At 34.6% G+C, this 15,704-nt stretch carries 16 protein-coding genes; 14 read left to right on the top strand and 2 right to left on the bottom strand.

The features are described 5' to 3' along the window. The first annotated feature begins 1 nt into the window (after position 1). From dnaJ to E7L28_RS02495, 8 genes are all read left to right on the top strand, one after another. Positions 2 to 1,156 carry a molecular chaperone DnaJ gene (gene dnaJ / locus E7L28_RS02530; protein ID WP_316691804.1) on the top strand — a complete coding sequence of 385 codons (1,155 nt, stop codon included), beginning with the start codon at positions 2 to 4 and terminating at the stop codon, positions 1,154 to 1,156. A 55-nt stretch (positions 1,157 to 1,211) separates the two neighbouring features. Continuing rightward, entirely contained in the window at positions 1,212 to 2,075 is an 864-nt protein-coding gene (locus E7L28_RS02525) for a 50S ribosomal protein L11 methyltransferase (protein WP_012864331.1), read from the top strand. After that, positions 2,072 to 2,809 (top strand): RsmE family RNA methyltransferase, encoded by a 738-nt coding sequence (locus tag E7L28_RS02520; protein ID WP_316603742.1) that lies wholly within the window; start codon positions 2,072 to 2,074, stop codon positions 2,807 to 2,809. Before E7L28_RS02525 ends, E7L28_RS02520 begins: the two co-directional genes overlap by 4 nt. Before the next feature lie 24 nt (positions 2,810 to 2,833). Continuing rightward, complete coding sequence (gene mtaB, locus E7L28_RS02515; protein ID WP_215675675.1) at positions 2,834 to 4,129, top strand: tRNA (N(6)-L-threonylcarbamoyladenosine(37)-C(2))-methylthiotransferase MtaB; 1,296 nt, start codon at positions 2,834 to 2,836, stop codon at positions 4,127 to 4,129. A gap of 11 nt (positions 4,130 to 4,140) precedes the next feature. Continuing rightward, the gene (locus E7L28_RS02510) at positions 4,141 to 4,485 is read left to right on the top strand and encodes a histidine triad nucleotide-binding protein (protein ID WP_012864334.1); all 345 of its coding nucleotides are present in this window, start codon (positions 4,141 to 4,143) and stop codon (positions 4,483 to 4,485) included. 157 nt (positions 4,486 to 4,642) lie between these two features. Continuing rightward, positions 4,643 to 4,822: a 30S ribosomal protein S21 gene (rpsU, locus tag E7L28_RS02505; RefSeq protein WP_004695751.1), complete on the top strand. Its 180-nt coding sequence runs from the start codon at positions 4,643 to 4,645 to the stop codon at positions 4,820 to 4,822. 82 nt (positions 4,823 to 4,904) lie between these two features. Next, a complete protein-coding gene (locus tag E7L28_RS02500) occupies positions 4,905 to 5,348 on the top strand; it encodes a GatB/YqeY domain-containing protein (RefSeq protein WP_215675673.1) in 444 nt (147 codons plus the stop codon). Positions 5,349 to 5,585: 237 nt separating this feature from the next. After that, positions 5,586 to 7,490: a type I glutamate--ammonia ligase gene (locus tag E7L28_RS02495; protein WP_012864336.1), complete on the top strand. Its 1,905-nt coding sequence runs from the start codon at positions 5,586 to 5,588 to the stop codon at positions 7,488 to 7,490. 64 nt (positions 7,491 to 7,554) lie between these two features. On the opposite strand, the gene E7L28_RS02490 is transcribed toward E7L28_RS02495, so the two are convergent. Both E7L28_RS02490 and tpx read right to left on the bottom strand, forming a co-directional pair. Next, on the bottom strand, positions 7,555 to 7,950 hold the full coding sequence (locus tag E7L28_RS02490; protein WP_008600892.1) for a phosphate-starvation-inducible protein PsiE: 396 nt from the start codon (positions 7,948 to 7,950) through the stop codon (positions 7,555 to 7,557). Positions 7,951 to 8,053: 103 nt separating this feature from the next. Continuing rightward, positions 8,054 to 8,569 carry a thiol peroxidase gene (tpx, locus tag E7L28_RS02485; protein WP_008600893.1) on the bottom strand — a complete coding sequence of 172 codons (516 nt, stop codon included), beginning with the start codon at positions 8,567 to 8,569 and terminating at the stop codon, positions 8,054 to 8,056. A 407-nt stretch (positions 8,570 to 8,976) separates the two neighbouring features. Between tpx and E7L28_RS02480 the strand changes: the two genes are divergently transcribed. The 6 genes from E7L28_RS02480 to E7L28_RS02455 all read left to right on the top strand — a co-directional run bounded on the left by E7L28_RS02480 (position 8,977) and on the right by E7L28_RS02455 (position 15,700). Further along, complete coding sequence (locus E7L28_RS02480) at positions 8,977 to 10,704, top strand: ABC transporter ATP-binding protein (RefSeq protein WP_316603732.1); 1,728 nt, start codon at positions 8,977 to 8,979, stop codon at positions 10,702 to 10,704. Further along, positions 10,691 to 12,436, top strand: coding sequence for an ABC transporter ATP-binding protein (locus E7L28_RS02475; protein WP_316603731.1), 1,746 nt, complete (start codon positions 10,691 to 10,693; stop codon positions 12,434 to 12,436). The genes E7L28_RS02480 and E7L28_RS02475 overlap by 14 nt, the downstream gene beginning before the upstream one ends. A gap of 1 nt (position 12,437) precedes the next feature. Continuing rightward, positions 12,438 to 13,232: a TrmH family RNA methyltransferase gene (locus E7L28_RS02470; RefSeq protein ID WP_316603730.1), complete on the top strand. Its 795-nt coding sequence runs from the start codon at positions 12,438 to 12,440 to the stop codon at positions 13,230 to 13,232. A gap of 161 nt (positions 13,233 to 13,393) precedes the next feature. After that, on the top strand, positions 13,394 to 14,248 hold the full coding sequence (locus E7L28_RS02465; protein ID WP_316603729.1) for a ChbG/HpnK family deacetylase: 855 nt from the start codon (positions 13,394 to 13,396) through the stop codon (positions 14,246 to 14,248). After that, positions 14,245 to 15,237, top strand: a complete 993-nt coding sequence (locus E7L28_RS02460; protein ID WP_012864341.1) for a lysylphosphatidylglycerol synthase transmembrane domain-containing protein — start codon at positions 14,245 to 14,247, stop codon at positions 15,235 to 15,237. Before E7L28_RS02465 ends, E7L28_RS02460 begins: the two co-directional genes overlap by 4 nt. Positions 15,238 to 15,250: 13 nt before the next feature. Then, positions 15,251 to 15,700 (top strand): ACT domain-containing protein, encoded by a 450-nt coding sequence (locus tag E7L28_RS02455; protein ID WP_004695770.1) that lies wholly within the window; start codon positions 15,251 to 15,253, stop codon positions 15,698 to 15,700. Positions 15,701 to 15,704 lie beyond the last annotated feature (4 nt).

Genomic DNA, 15,704 nt, shown 5'->3' with positions numbered 1-15,704 from the left:
AATGGCACGTGATTATTATGACATCCTAGGGGTTAGTAAAAATGTCTCTCAAGATGAAATCAAAAAAGCCTTCCGTAAAAAGGCACGCCAATACCACCCAGATGTAAATAAAGACAATCCAAAGGAAGCTGAAGCAAAGTTTAAAGAAGCTAACGAAGCTTACGAAGTCTTGTCTGATGAAACTAAAAAAGCTCAATATGACCAATTCGGCCACGACGCCTTCAAACAAGGAGGCGGCGCTGGTGCCGGTGGTTTCCAAGGTGGCTTCGGCGGTTTCGGTGGTCAAGCTGGAGGCTTTGGTGATATCTTTGGCGACATTTTTGGTGGCATGTTTGGTGGTGGACGCCAACAAGGCCCTCAAAAAGGTAATGACTTGCGTGAAGATATCGATATTTCCTTTGAAGATGCAGCCTTTGGTAAATCTATGGAAATTGAAGTGCATCGTCATGAAGAATGTGATCACTGTCATGGTACTGGTGGTGAACCAGGCTCTCGTGTCGATACTTGTCCAAACTGTCATGGTTCTGGTCAAGAAGCGGTTATTCAAAATACTCCATTTGGACGTATGCAGTCCGTTCGCACTTGTTCTCGCTGTCATGGTACGGGTAAAAGCATTGAAAAACCTTGCTCAAAGTGTCGTGGTACTGGCGAAATGTTGGCAAAACGGAAGATTTCCATTAAGATTCCAGCTGGTGTAGATAGCGGATCTCGCTTACGTGTAGCTAATGAAGGGGAACCTGGTATTTTAGGCGGTCCTAAAGGGGACCTTTATGTATATATCTTTGTTCGTCCGCATAAGGAATTTGAACGAAATGGTAATGACGTTATTAGCCGTGTAAATATTAGCTTTGCTCAAGCTGCTCTTGGTGCGACTATACAAGTTAACACCTTAGATGGTAAAGTAGAGTTAAAGATTCCGGAAGGTACTCAAACGGGAACGGCATTCCGCGTAAAGGGCAAAGGTATTCCATATTTGCGTAACCCTAACCAAAGGGGTGACCAACATATTGTGGTAACTGTCCAAACGCCTAAGAAGTTGACAGATACTCAACGTGAGCTATTGCTACGCTTTGCAAATGAAAGTAATGAAGACGTTAATAACTTACAAGTGAGTAAAAGTCTCTTTGAAAAAATCAAGGACTGTTTAACAAAATGAACAGCTCATGTGAAGGAATGGTTTGTTCCATCACATTCCCTATAAAGGAGCATATATGCAATGGATAGAAATTTCCGTTGTCTGTGAAAGAGTAGCCACCGATGAGGTGACTACTCTTTTTGACGATTATACAGACAATGGGATTATAGAAGAAGATGTTGAAAATCAGCCTAATTTAATAAAATTAACTATGTACGCTGATTCATCATTCGATATGGATATGATTAAGGCGGATTTAGAAAAACGCCTTACAGAGGATAATATTAAGATTATATCAATAGATACAGATATTCTTGATGGGTCAACTTGGTTAAACTCTTGGCAACAGTATATTGAACCTACAGAAATTTTACCTAACTTAGTCATTAAACCAGCATGGCAGGAATACAATAATGTAGATAATAAAACTATTATTGAAATCGATTCAGATATTTCCTTTGGTACCGGGTCTCATGAGACAACACGGACTTGTGCAGAGTTATTAAAATCCTATAGTAAATCTATGGATCTTGATACAGTTACTTGTTTGGATATTGGTACTGGCACAGGTATTCTTTTATTAGTAGCAGCCCATTTAGGTATTAAAAATTTAGTTGGTATAGATATAGAAGAGTATGCTGCAAATCAAGCTAGAATTAACTGTGATAATAATCATGTATCTGCTGAAATCATTTGTGGTAATTTGGATAGTGATTTCAATGGTACTGCCCAATTAATTTTAGCTAATCTAACAGTAGATCCGCTTAAAATACTATTACCTCAAATTGGTAAGAAACTGGATGATAAGGGCATTTTGATTATTAGTGGCATTATTGATGATCGTTATGATGAAATCATGCCATATATTGAGGCTCATTGGCATATTATTGAGGAGCGCGTCGCAGGGCCTTGGCATACGTTTGCGCTAGAAAAACGATGAAAAAGATTTTTATTCCTACACCATTAGATGAAATAATAGAATTACCAAAAGATGTGACCCATCATGTACTACATGTATTTCGCCATAATATGGAGAAGCCCATAACTGTAACCGGAACCGGCAGCGATAACCGTTGTGGTATATATCAAATTACAGCAGAAGTAGATGGTAAAGCGCAAGCAAAACTGATTGAATATGTAGAAGAAAATGTAGCATCTTATCGTACTATCCTGGTTCAATCCTTATTAAAAGGTGAAAAACTAGAGTGGGTTCTACAAAAGGCGACGGAGTTAAATGTGGATACAATTTATCTTGTGCCCACAGTTAACTGCGTAGCTAAATATGATGAAAAAAAGCTTCAATCAAAAGTAAATCGTTGGGAAAAAATAATGCTAGAAGCAGCTCAACAATGTGGACGAAAACACTTGCCTACACTCGTAGTAGGAGAGACGCTTTTACAAGCATTAGACATTGAATCTGAGGCGTTGAAGTTGGTAGCCTATGAAAATGAAGCAGGGCAGACTATCAAAGATGTACTTAAAACTTTGCATTCCGATAAGTCTGTAACTGATGTTTTAATTTGTATAGGTCCTGAAGGGGGCTATCAAGAGAAGGAAATCAATGCTATTATAAAATATGGTGGAAAATCAGTATCGCTAGGAAATACAATTTTGCGGGCTGAAACTGCTGCTATTGGATCGTTAGCGATGATTCAATATGAATTAGAATTATAAATTAAATAAGAATAGAGAGGTGCAATGAAAACCGTTGCTTTTACAACCTTAGGGTGTCGCGTAAACCAATATGATACAGATGCCATGAAAGGTTTATTTTTACAAAATAATTACGAAGCGGTAGACTTCGATGAAAAAGCTGATATATATGTAATTAATACGTGTTCTGTAACGAATATGGGGGAAAAGAAATCCCGTCAATTAATCCGCAAGGCGAAACGTCAAAATGAAGATGCCTATGTTATTGTAACTGGTTGTTATGCTCAGCTTGATCCAGATGCGATTGCTGCTATAGATGGTGTTAATCTCGTTATTGGTACCAATAATCGCTCTAAAATTGTTGAATTAGTAGAGCAATTAGAATCTACAGAACGACAAATTAATGCTGTTCGGGATATCATGAAGGAATCTAACTTCGAGGAAATGCCGTTATTTGGTAATGAATCTGACAAAGCTCGTGCTTTCATGAAAATTCAAGAAGGTTGTAATAACTATTGTGCCTTTTGTATCATTCCTTATACTCGAGGAAAATTAAAATCTCGTAAAGTTGATGATATTGTACAGGAGGCAAAACGTTTAGTAGATCATGGATTCCATGAAATCGTATTAACTGGCATACATTTGGGTAATTACGGTGTCGAATTACCAGGTCGTCCAACATTAGCTGATGTGGTAAAAGCTTTATTAGAGATTCCTAATTTATACCGCATTCGTTTTGGCTCCATTGAATCCGTAGAGGTTTCTGATGAGTTAGTAGAATTAATGGCTACGAATAAACGTGTTTGTCCACACTTACATTTACCTCTACAAGCTGGTTCTGACCACGTATTAAAGTTAATGAAACGCCATTATACATTACAAGAATATAAAGATTTAATTACAAGTTTACGTTCTCGTATTAAAGATTTATCAATTACAACTGATATTATTGCTGGTTTCCCTCAAGAAACTGATGAAGACTTCGAAGAAACATTGAATACAGTACGTGAAATTGGATTTACGCACATTCATGCCTTCCCATACTCTATTCGTGAGGGTACACCTGCAGCCACTATGGCGGATCAAGTACCAGAAGCTGTTAAGAAGACTCGTGTAGCACTTTTAAATGGTCTTAGCCAATCTGGTTATGAAAGATACGCAAAATCTCGCATTGGTAAGCCTGGTGAGATTCTCATCGAAAAGGAAGAGAATGGATACTACATGGGCTTAACAAATGAATATATAAATGGTAAAGTTAAGTCTGATGGGACACGTAAAATTGGTGATCTCGTTGGTGGAACTGTTGTAGGTTTAGAAGATAATTATTTAATTATTGAGTAAGGAGTTAGATTATGAGTGACTGCATTTTTTGCAAAATTATCAATGGTGAAATTCCGTCTAAAAAAGTGTTAGAAAATGATAAATTCTATGCTTTTCATGATATTCAACCTGTAAAAAAAGTTCATGTATTAATCGTACCTAAAAATCACGTGTCTAATATTGCACATCTTAATGAAAAGAATGCAGATTATGTTGAAGGGTTATTGCCATTTGTTCGTGATGTAGCAAAAGAGCTTGGTATTTCTAAAGATGGTTATCGCTTGATCTTTAATACTGGCGGAAAAGCCGGTCAAACTGTATTCCATATGCATGCACACCTTTTAGGTGGAGAAGAAATGGGCTGGCCAGAAGCCTAATTTTGAGTATTATGTATTCTTTTTATAATACTCATTAAAAAACCTATAAAATATACTTGAAAATATTGACAACATCTATACCTATACATATAATATTATATGTGCGTATGTAAATTATCAGCACTTCCCGAGATTATTTTTGGAGGGAGGGATATAGATGTCTGAAATCAAAGTCGGTAAAAACGAAACGCTTGAAAGTGCTCTTCGTCGATTCAAACGCTCCTGCCAAAAAGCGGGTGTTTTGTCTGAAGTAAGAAAACGCGAACACTATGAAAAACCAAGCGTAAAAAGAAAGAAAAAATCTGAAGCAGCAAGAAAACGCAAATTCAGAGCATAAGATGATTACCCTAATTCTGCCTTTTCATGGCTTTATGAAATCCAGAATTAGGGTTTCTTTATTATATACATAAGGAGGAAATATGAGTTTAAAAGATCAATTAAAGGAAGATATGAAAGCAGCTATGAAAGCTCGTGAAGAAGGTAAAACAGCGTTATCTGTAATTCGTATGGTCAATAGTGCCATAAAAAATACAGAAATCAATGACAAAATTGAGCTAGATGATGCTGGCATTTTTGGCATTTTAGCTAAGGAAATGAAAACTCGTCAAGATTCCTTAACAGAATTTGAAAAAGCAGGCCGTGAGGACTTAATTAGTCATGTAAAAGAAGAAATGGCTGTATTGCAAAAATACTTACCAGAGCAATTGAAAGATGATGAAATTCGTATAATTGTACAAGAAGCCATTGCTGCATGTGGTGATAACGTAAATATGGGTAATGTTATGAAACATGTAATGCCAAAAACAAAAGGGCGTGCAGATGGTAAGATTGTTAATAACATTGTTAAAGAATTACTTGGATAATATAAATAGATATCAACGACTATTTTATATATACTAATTGATTTATAGTTTATAGTAATAGGTGTGTTAGATGTAACTTTAAGAGCATAATGAAATTCTATAGAAAGTTATTGACATATATTTTCAACATATGATAATATGAACTCAATAAAATAATTGGTCAACGAAGACTCCACTTTAGATATATAGATTTATATATTTATTTGTTGGAGTCTTTTTCTTTTAGGAGGAACAAATATGTCGACAACTAACGAATTATTATATTACATTCCAGCAGGTCAATATGGGAAAGAAGGGGTTCTTGCATTATTAGAACAACATCCTGAAATCAAGTTCGTATCTCTTGTAGGTATTGACTTAGCAGGTAATGATACTGATGAAAAGATTCCTATGTCAGCATTCTTCGATGACTACGAATCTTTCTTTGAAGGTCGTGCTGTTCAAACAGATGGTTCCTCTGTAGTACTTACAAATATTGCTACATTAAATAATGCTCGTGTAGATATGTGGGGCGATCCAAGTGTAAACTGGTTTGTTGATTACAACTACGAAAATATTGATCCTGTTACAGGCTTACCAACTGGTACACTTCGTATTCCTGCATTCTTGATGCATAACTATCGCTATGTAGATTCTCGTTCTATTTTAAAACGCAGCTGCGACTATGTTCGTGCTGAATTATTGGCTTTGATTAAAGAACATGGCTTACCTGGTATGCCGCATGTGAAAGCTGATGAAGTTGTAGATATCATTTTCACATCTGCAACAGAACTAGAATTCTGGGTAAAAACTCCATCTAGAACAGTTACAAAAAAAGAATTATCCGTATCCCAAAAATTACAAGAACAATACTGGCAACGTACTCATGGTACAGTTCGCACTGCTTTAGAACAAGCTGTTGAACGTCTTGATAGATATGGTATGGTTGCTGAAATGGGTCATAAAGAAGTAGGTGGCGTTAAAGCTAAACTTGATGAAGATGGTCATGAAGCAGTTGTATTAGAACAATTAGAAATCGACTGGAAATTCTCAAATAATCCATTACAAACAGCAGATAATGAATTACAAGCTCGTATCATTGTTCGTGAAGTATTCCGTGAAAATGGTCTTGATGTAACATTTAATGCAAAACCAATAATTGGTGTAGCTGGTTCTGGTGAACATACTCATTTTGGTGTTATGGCTAAATTAAAATCTGGTAAAGTTGTTAACTTATTTAGCCCAGAAGATATGCGAAAAGAATCTGCTAGCTCTTTAGGCATTGGTGCAATTATGGGACTTTTAAAACACTATGAAGCTATTAATCCATTCATCAGCTCTACAACAGATTCTTTAAATCGTTTAAAACCTGGGTTTGAAGCGCCAGTATGTATTGTTACATCTTTAGGTACTGATCCATCTGAACCTAGCCGTAACCGTACAATCCTTTGCGGTTTAATTCGAGATATCGATAATCCTATGGCGACACGTTATGAATTGCGTTCTCCAAATCCTTACACCAATACATATACTGCTTTAGCATTGATCTTTATTTCTGCATTTGATGGTATGAAATATGCCATTACATCTGGTAAAACACAAGCTCAACTGGAAGCAGAGCTTTCCAAAGAAGTAGGTGAAACATCTGATTATCTTGCTACAAATCGTGCATACCGTACTGAAAAAGATGTGTTTGATGATTTCACACAAGAAGAACGTAATCAAATGTTTGGTGTTGCTCCAGCTACTGTATGGGAAAACATAAAGGGTTACCAAAATAATCCTGAATTAGTAGAAACATTGGCTCAAGGCAATGCATTTGCTAAAGATTTAATGGACTCCTTTATTGCCTCCATTCTTAAACGTTGGAAACTAGTATTGGCTAATCGCTTAATTCCAAATAATTTGGATACAGTTCGTAGCATGGTTGCAATTCATACTGATAGCCGAAATAGTGTAGATGATAAACGCTTTGCAGAAGTTAATGACTTACGTTTCTATCTTGCTAAAGATAGTGACGATCGTAAATCCTTATTCACTCGTTTAATCGATGCACTTAATGATGGTGAATATGATTTAGCATCCCAATTACAAATCGAAATGAATGATAAAATGGAAGAATTAGAAACTAAGTACGCTAATTACGCTAAAAATATTTTCTAAGATGCTAGTTGATAGTGTTAAAATAAAAGAGACTCTACTGATGTGTAGAGTCTCTTTTATGCTATTACGATTTGTTATTAAGAAATTTTTCTACCAGTACTAGGCAACAAACTAGAACTAAAATAGAAATAGACCATAATAACATGTCCAAAGCTGATTCATGATCGATAATTAGTAAACGAACAATGGCGGTAATGCCAATATATAAGAAGAAATCGAGAGGAAAATGGAAGTTATTCTTAAAGTACTTAATTATGAGTGCAATAAATTCAAAGTAGAGAAAGAAGGTAATTATCTCTTCAATCAATAATGAATAAGTACTATAGCCTTGAATATTGGCCCATGCAATAAAACCAAAGTTTACTAAACTATTGATTAAAGCAATGCATAAACCAATGCCAACACCAATAAGTGCAATATTTTTAATGGTTAAAATAAGCTGAGAAATACGAATCCACATACATACTCCAAATAAAATAATAATTTACAATAGGACATATAAAAAGACCGTACACCGTACGGTCTTTTTATCTCTATATTAAGCTATTAGCAAAATCTTAAGATTAGATATCAGCCTTAATAGCTTCTAATGCAGCATCAAAGTTAACTGCTTGAGTTACTTCTGGTACATATTCAACATAAGTTACTTTGTTATCTTTGTTGATTACTACAACGCCACGAGTTAAAAGACGAAGCTCTTCAATCAAGAAACCGTAGTTTTCACCGAAGGAAGCATCTTTGTGGTCAGACAAAGTAATAACTTTATCTACGCCCGCAGCACCACACCAACGTTTTTGAGCAAATGGTAAGTCCATAGAAATTGTCAATACGACTACATCTTCGGAAAGAGCTGTTGCATCTTGGTTGAACCAACGAGTTTGAGCATCACAAACACCTGTATCAAGGGAAGGAACAACGGAGATAACTTTTACTTTACCTTCGAAGTCTTTTAAAGTTTTAGCTTGCAAGTCATTACTCAATACAGTGAAGTCTGGAGCTTGTTGACCTACTTTAATTTCTGGGCCAACTAATGTGATAGGGCCACCTGCAAATGTTACTACGCCAGTACGTTTTTCCATGTTTTATTCCTCCTAAGAGTTTTAATTCTAATTATGTAAGATAAAATTTCTTTATATGCATAGTATAACATTTACATTACTATAAGTAAACTAAAAAATTCGATATAGTATTAATTTAGAAAAAACTTTAAGATTGATTACCATTAAAATTTAAAGAGGTCATTTAACTTATATTGTTTAAATACAACTGCTGCTGTGATAAAAATATTTAATCTAACTGTTATACTTATAGGTGTATTATTGTATTATAAAAAATGTGTATACTATAAAGAGTAAAGTTAACGTAATAAAATTTGTTGATTTAGCTTTTAAAGTTTTGATTTAAATTCAATTACAATATAATGATACTAATGATTATATAGGCAATGATTTTGATTAGACTTAATAGGATATGTTAGAGAGGACCTATGAAACCAATAGATTTATTTATGCAGTTTTTCCGGCGTGAAGGCTGGATTTATGCCATTGGCTTAACTATGTTGATGGCAATTGATGTGGCTTTTTTATTTGTTCCTCAATTTATTGGTAATGCTATAGATACATTGAGCAATAATAAGGAAGGTTTAGTCACTTATATTTTTTATTTCATTTTATTATTTATTATTATCACTATTTTAAAAGTTATCTCACGCAGAACCCTATTAGGCTCTATTCGTCGCATGGAGTATCTTTTTCGTGAGATTTTGTGCAGAAAAGCATTACAAGTAAAAACAACGTACTATGAGGCTAATGGACCTGGTAAGGTTATGGCGCTCATGACTAACGATGTAACATCGCTACGTGTTGCCCTTGGTCTAGGTGTAATGATTATAGTGGATATTATTTTCTATTCCATTGTGGGCTCCATAATTTTAATTCAAAAGATTAATACTGTATTAGCTTTTAAAATTATGACACCTGTATTTTTAATTATTGTGGCTATATTTGTACTAGGCAGAAAGCTACGCATTAAACAACGTAGTGCACAAGCTACTTATAGCGATTTAACAGAGTTTGGACAAGAGTTATTTCAAGGAATGGATGTTATTCGAGCATTTAATCGTGAAAGCATAATATCTAATTCTTTTGAAAAGATAAATAAACTTAATTATAAGAAGAATATGGATGTTGCACTACTAGATGCAATATTAACACCGTTAACAAGAATTGCACCCTTTATCTGTATCAGCATTAGTATTTTTATTTGTGGACATTTAGCTGTAGAAGGTAAAATGACTATAGGCGAATTTGTTACAATCAACTCTTTTATAATGTTAATTGTAGGGCCTTTAATAGGCTTGGGGGGCCTTATTTCTATTGTACAAAAAGGTCTTGCTTCTTTAGATCGTATCATGGATTTCTTGCGTTTGCCTACTGAAACAATAGATGATACCGATGAGGTATTGCCACTTGAAGATATTCACATCCGATACTTAGATTTTAATTATGAAAACTCTAAAGGCCATGCATTATCTCAAGTGACAACGACAATACCGAAAGGTTCTTTTATTGGTTTAGTTGGCAAACCTGGTTCTGGTAAAAGTACATTGTTTAAATTGCTTATTGGATTACAAGAATGTCCGGAACAGTCCATTTATTTTGGTAATCAAGATTTAGCTGCTGTTTCTTTATCAAAACTTAGAAACTCAATTGCTTATGTGCCAACACAATCTTACCTTTTAAGTACGACCATTGCAGATAATATTAAATTTGGTAAAAATTTATCTATGCATGAAACTGTAGAGGTTGCGGCACAAAAGGCAGACTTATATAGAGATTTAGGCGATTTGTTAAATGATGATTTACATGAGCTTGCTGAAGAAGGTCATGATTTATCAGGTGGACAAAAGCAGCGAATCAATATGGCTCGCGGCTTTTATAAAAATGCACCATATTTATTGCTAGATGATTGTTTTTCTGCTTTAGATGCAGTAACAGTTACAACTATTTTAAATACATTACATAATGTAAAAGAACAAACAATTTTATGTATTTCACAGCGATTAGAGGTTGTAGAGAAAGCCGATAAAATTCTAGTATTCGATGAGGGGCGTATCGTAGAAGAAGGTACTCATAAAGAATTATTAGCTAACAATGGTTTATACCACACCTTATATAAAGCGCAGAAAGGAGAGGCCCATCATGAAGAAGCGTAATCTAAGAAATGACTGGGCTCTATTTTCCTATATAACTGCCTACATCAAGCCTTATTTAGGTATTCTATTATTAGCAACGGTTGCGCTAACAGGAAATTTAGTACTATTACTTTTACGACCGTATATAACAAAGCAAGTCATCGATCTTGGCTTTGCCACTAATGATATCGCTGTTATTGAATACTATGCTCTAATGTATGGACTTACTATAATTGGTAGTGTTTTATTTATTTTTGTAGAGAATTACTTTTTAAAAAGTTTTGGTCAAAAAATAATTTATAATATTCGTAGTATTGTCTTTAAAAAGATTCTTAATAAACCACATGATGAATTCTATAAGTTGCCAATCGGTAATTGGGTAACTCGCATCACTAATGATGTAGAGTCATTACGTACATTATATACAGATGTAATTTTGAATTTAGCTAGTAGCGGTTTGATGATTATTGGTATATTAGGATTTATGTATGCTATTAATGTACCCCTAGCTATTATCATGACAATTTTATTACCTATAATGGGTGGAATTATTTGGGTGTTTCAAAAGTTTTCCCGTAAGGCATTTCGTCAGGTAAGACGCTCTGTAGCTGCATCTAATGCGAGTATCAAGGAACTGTTAAATTATATTGTAATCGTAAAATCCTATGGTGGCGAAAAAGCAATTGAGGAACGTTATAATACTGTTAATAAAGGTTTCTTAGAAGCAGGTCTTTTTGAAGTTACTACATTTTCAATTTTTAGACCACTCGTAGATGGTCTATTCTTTGTTGCGTTAATTGTTATTTTTACAACTACGAATTTAATAGACTCTGTAGCTAACGCTGGTACAGTATTTGCCTTTATCCAATATATGGACCGATTCTTCCAACCATTAAAGGAAATTGCAGATAAATATAACTCACTGCAAAGTGCATTAGCTGGTGCTGAAAGATTAGTTCCCTTATTAGAGGAAGAAGATCGTCACATGGCTGATGAAATTCCTGATGAATTTAAACATATAGAGTCCATTAGATTTGATCATGTGTGGTTTTCCTATGAAAATAACGACATTTATGCGCTAGAAGACTTTACATTAAATATTAAAGCTGGAGAATTCATAGGTATTGTAGGTCCTTCTGGTAGTGGTAAATCTACACTTTTAGCATTGTTGATGGGGGTCTACAAACCAACAAAAGGGACTATCTATATTAATGGTATAAATATTGCTAACTATGACAGTTCTGTACTTCGTCATTTAATGGGATATGTTTTTCAGCAAGCTTATCTATTTAAGGGTTCCATTAGAGATAACTTAACACTTTTTGATACATCAATTTCTAATGAGGATATGGTCAATGCAGCAAAACAAGTTAACTTGGATGCTATGATTGAACAACTTCCGGAAGGGTATGAGACACCGGTTGGTTATTTAGGCTCCTTATTATCTGATGGGCAAAAACAATTATTGGCTTTTGGCCGTACCTTGATTAAAAAAACACCAATACTATTGCTAGATGAAGCAACGGCTAATATCGATAGTCATACGGAGAAGCAAATTCAAGCAAGTATTGAAAATATTCGAGGTAGTAAAACAATCGTAAGTATTGCTCATCGTCTTTCAACAGTAGAAGATGCCAATAAAATAGTGTATATGGAATATGGTAAAATAATAGAAAAAGGATCTTTTAATGAGCTTATCAACTTAAAAGGGGCCTTTTATAATCTATGGAATAATCAACACAGTGGGAGTTAGTATGGAATTTATCCAATCTAAAGATAATAAAATGATTAAGCGAATTATCTCATTAAGGCAACGTAAAAATCGCCAAAAAAATGGAGAGTACATCGTTGAAGGCATTCGCTCTATTCGAGATATTGCAGCTATGGGTGCAGTAAAAACAATCGTTATACGTGAATCTAAAGCGCAAGATAAAAATATATTAGATTTATTAGACTTAGATACTGTTCAATCTGTACCTAAATATATCGCACAAGATCCAGTGTTTGATAAAGTAGATAATACCGTAAATGGACAAGGTGTAGTTGCTATTGTATCAAAGCCTACATATGATATTGAATCAATTTCTATTGTGGATGGTTTATATATTACATTAGATGGTGTTCAAGATCCCGGCAATCTAGGTACCATTATTCGTACTGCTGTTGCAGCAGGTGTTAAAGGGATATTTTTGATGAAAGGAACTGTGGACCCTTTTAATGACAAGACAGTGCGCAGTACTATGAGCGCCTTACATAAAATACCTTTATATGAAGACATTACCTTATCTCTGTTACATGATATGGTAACCGAGTCTAATATGACTAGCTATGTAACAGCTTTAGAACATTCCAATCCTTATCATACTGTAAGTTATGCTAAGCGAACTATGCTAGTATTAGGAAACGAAGGAAATGGTGTAACACCAGGGGTTATGAATCTATGTACAAATCGTATTATGATTCCTATGTATGGTGATATGGAATCCTTAAATGTAAGCGTAGCTGCTGCATTATGTATGTATAAAGTACAAGAACAATTGATGCCTTAGTATATATATGATAAAATTTTATGACCTTATAAAAAGTCCTCTACTAGTAAACAAGTAGAGGGCTTTTGTATTGATTTTTTAGTTGTGTATTTGGTAAAATAACATATATCCTTTGTGGGAGAACAAAGTTCTCCCTTTTTTTCATGAAAAGGAAGATAACTATGTCCAAATTAATTGTAAATGCAGACGATTTTGGCCTTCATAGTGCAGTTAATGCTGGTATTATTGATGGTCACCGTAGAGGTATTATTACCAGTACCTCTTTAATGGCAGGAGGAGAAGCTTTTACAGAAGCCGTAAGTATGGCAAAACAAAACCCTAAGTTGGGCATTGGTATTCATATTACCTTGGTGGGTGGGGTCAAACCAGTATGTGATCCATCAGAAGTTTCATCACTTCTCACACCAGAAGGTGTATTTCCAGAGAACTATGTAGAATTTATTAAACGTATTTACTCTGGCAAAATCAATTATAGTGAATTACGTAAAGAGATTCATGCACAAATAGCTCAAATAATGGATACCGGCTTAAGGGTAACTCATATTGATGGACATCAACATTTGCATGTGTTACCAACGGTATTGCCAATTGTGATTGAACAGGCAAAATCCTTTGGTATACATGCTATACGTATACCCGATGAGTCTACTGGTTTTATGAATTATATGTATTCCCCAATTCGATTTCTTGGTAAAGTTGGTTTATCAACGGTTGCGGCTAATGCGCGACCAATCATACGAAATAATTGTATGACTACAACCCAATATTTTTGGGGCATGGTAAATGGAGGTCATATAAATCAGAAATCTCTAATGGGTATCCTAAAAGCGGTAAATAAACATTCTGGTACACATGAATTGATGGTTCACCCAGGTAGTAATAGTAGTATTCTTAGTAAGCTTTATAATTGGAGTTATCATTGGGAAGATGAGTTGCATGCACTCTGTTCCAGTCATACGCGATTATATATAAGTCAACATGATATAGAGCTCATTAATTATGGAGACTTGGTATGAGTAAAATGATGAAGAGAGGCATCTTTATGTTTCTCTTGTTATTGGCTGTATCAATTGGTATTATTTACTATACTATTGATTTAGATGCATTGAAAGCCATATCATCTTTTAATAGTATTTCCTTATTATTAGCTTTAGTTGCTTTAGTAGCAGGTATGTATTTTGATGGATTACGACTTCAAAGGCTCGTAAAAATTGGTGGTTACAAGTTATCGATACGAGCAGTGCTACGAGTTATTTTTAGTAATTATTTTATGGCTATGTTGACACCTGGAGCTAGCGGTGGTGCTGTCGCGCAAGTACTGGTGTTGAGAAGTTATGGCGTACCTATATCTAAAGGTACACCGATTGTATTAATACGTACCGTATTTTCCATTATGTTTTTGGTCATTATGCTGCCATTAGTATTCTTACGTGATGCTATTGAAATTCCATATATCTCTCGTGATATGCTTTTGATTTTTGCCGTGCTTGCTGTTATAGCGACCTTAGTGGGAACTTATATATTACAGACTAAGTATATGCGTCAATTTGTCTATAATCTAGCACAACGATTTAAAGCACATAACACTAAAGATTGGCTTTCTAAATTAGAAACACTAAATCAAGGTCTTGGTTTACTTTATAAACAACCTGTCCAATCTTTAATAGTTTTTATTGAATCTGGTTTGAGTTTATTATGCTTATATTGTATTGCACCCGCCTTAATGTATGCTTTCACACCAGATATTCCTATTATCGATATTTTAGATCGCATGATTTTATTAAATCTTATTTTGTATTTTGCACCAACCCCAGGGGGAACAGGCATTGCAGAAGGTCTATTTGTAGTATTATTTAGTGCCTTTGTACCTAATGGAACAGTGGGAATCATCGCTGTAGGATGGCGTGTTGTGGCTGAGTATATGCCATTCTTCATCGGTATGTATGCAGTATTAACATTATATGGACGACAATTCGTTGCCCAAGAAACTTCAAGAAAACAATAAGGGAGTGTGCTCTATGTCTAAACCAAAAAAAGATAAATTTTATCTGGTTCAAGAAGATATTTTACCAGAGGCTATAAAAAAGACGATAAAAGTAAAAGAAATTCTAAAACTAGGTGAGGTTAAAACAATTAACGAAGCAGTTGAAAAAATGGATTTAAGTCGATCTGCGTATTATAAATACAAGGATTATGTTTTTCCATTTTTTGAAATTGCTCAAGGAAAAATTGTTAGTATTTATGTTTCTATGTCAAATGAATCTGGTATGTTATCAAGCGTTTTGAAAGCCATTGCTGAACGTAACGGTAGTATTTTAACGATTAATCAAGATATTCCATTACAAGGCATTGCGAATAGTAGCATTTCTTTTGAAACCAAGGATTTACAAGGTTCATTAGAAGATTTATTGCTAGATATTCGCTCTATGAAGGGTATTATCAAGGTAGAAATTTTAGGCCAAGCATAGGCTA

The organism is Veillonella parvula (genome assembly GCF_032575955.1).
Taxonomy (GTDB): domain Bacteria; phylum Bacillota; class Negativicutes; order Veillonellales; family Veillonellaceae; genus Veillonella; species Veillonella parvula_J.
This window is presented reverse-complemented; position numbering and strand designations above follow the sequence as displayed.

What these genes read in the sequence shown, in the direction of transcription:
- dnaJ (WP_316691804.1), top strand. Translation starts at nt 2, where the DNA reads ATGGCACGTGATTATTATGACATCCTAGGGGTTAGTAAAAATGTCTCT.
- E7L28_RS02525 (WP_012864331.1), top strand. Translation starts at nt 1,212, where the DNA reads ATGCAATGGATAGAAATTTCCGTTGTCTGTGAAAGAGTAGCCACCGAT.
- E7L28_RS02520 (WP_316603742.1), top strand. Translation starts at nt 2,072, where the DNA reads ATGAAAAAGATTTTTATTCCTACACCATTAGATGAAATAATAGAATTA.
- mtaB (WP_215675675.1), top strand. Translation starts at nt 2,834, where the DNA reads ATGAAAACCGTTGCTTTTACAACCTTAGGGTGTCGCGTAAACCAATAT.
- E7L28_RS02510 (WP_012864334.1), top strand. Translation starts at nt 4,141, where the DNA reads ATGAGTGACTGCATTTTTTGCAAAATTATCAATGGTGAAATTCCGTCT.
- rpsU (WP_004695751.1), top strand. Translation starts at nt 4,643, where the DNA reads ATGTCTGAAATCAAAGTCGGTAAAAACGAAACGCTTGAAAGTGCTCTT.
- E7L28_RS02500 (WP_215675673.1), top strand. Translation starts at nt 4,905, where the DNA reads ATGAGTTTAAAAGATCAATTAAAGGAAGATATGAAAGCAGCTATGAAA.
- E7L28_RS02495 (WP_012864336.1), top strand. Translation starts at nt 5,586, where the DNA reads ATGTCGACAACTAACGAATTATTATATTACATTCCAGCAGGTCAATAT.
- E7L28_RS02490 (WP_008600892.1), bottom strand. Translation starts at nt 7,950, where the DNA reads ATGTGGATTCGTATTTCTCAGCTTATTTTAACCATTAAAAATATTGCA.
- tpx (WP_008600893.1), bottom strand. Translation starts at nt 8,569, where the DNA reads ATGGAAAAACGTACTGGCGTAGTAACATTTGCAGGTGGCCCTATCACA.
- E7L28_RS02480 (WP_316603732.1), top strand. Translation starts at nt 8,977, where the DNA reads ATGAAACCAATAGATTTATTTATGCAGTTTTTCCGGCGTGAAGGCTGG.
- E7L28_RS02475 (WP_316603731.1), top strand. Translation starts at nt 10,691, where the DNA reads ATGAAGAAGCGTAATCTAAGAAATGACTGGGCTCTATTTTCCTATATA.
- E7L28_RS02470 (WP_316603730.1), top strand. Translation starts at nt 12,438, where the DNA reads ATGGAATTTATCCAATCTAAAGATAATAAAATGATTAAGCGAATTATC.
- E7L28_RS02465 (WP_316603729.1), top strand. Translation starts at nt 13,394, where the DNA reads ATGTCCAAATTAATTGTAAATGCAGACGATTTTGGCCTTCATAGTGCA.
- E7L28_RS02460 (WP_012864341.1), top strand. Translation starts at nt 14,245, where the DNA reads ATGAGTAAAATGATGAAGAGAGGCATCTTTATGTTTCTCTTGTTATTG.
- E7L28_RS02455 (WP_004695770.1), top strand. Translation starts at nt 15,251, where the DNA reads ATGTCTAAACCAAAAAAAGATAAATTTTATCTGGTTCAAGAAGATATT.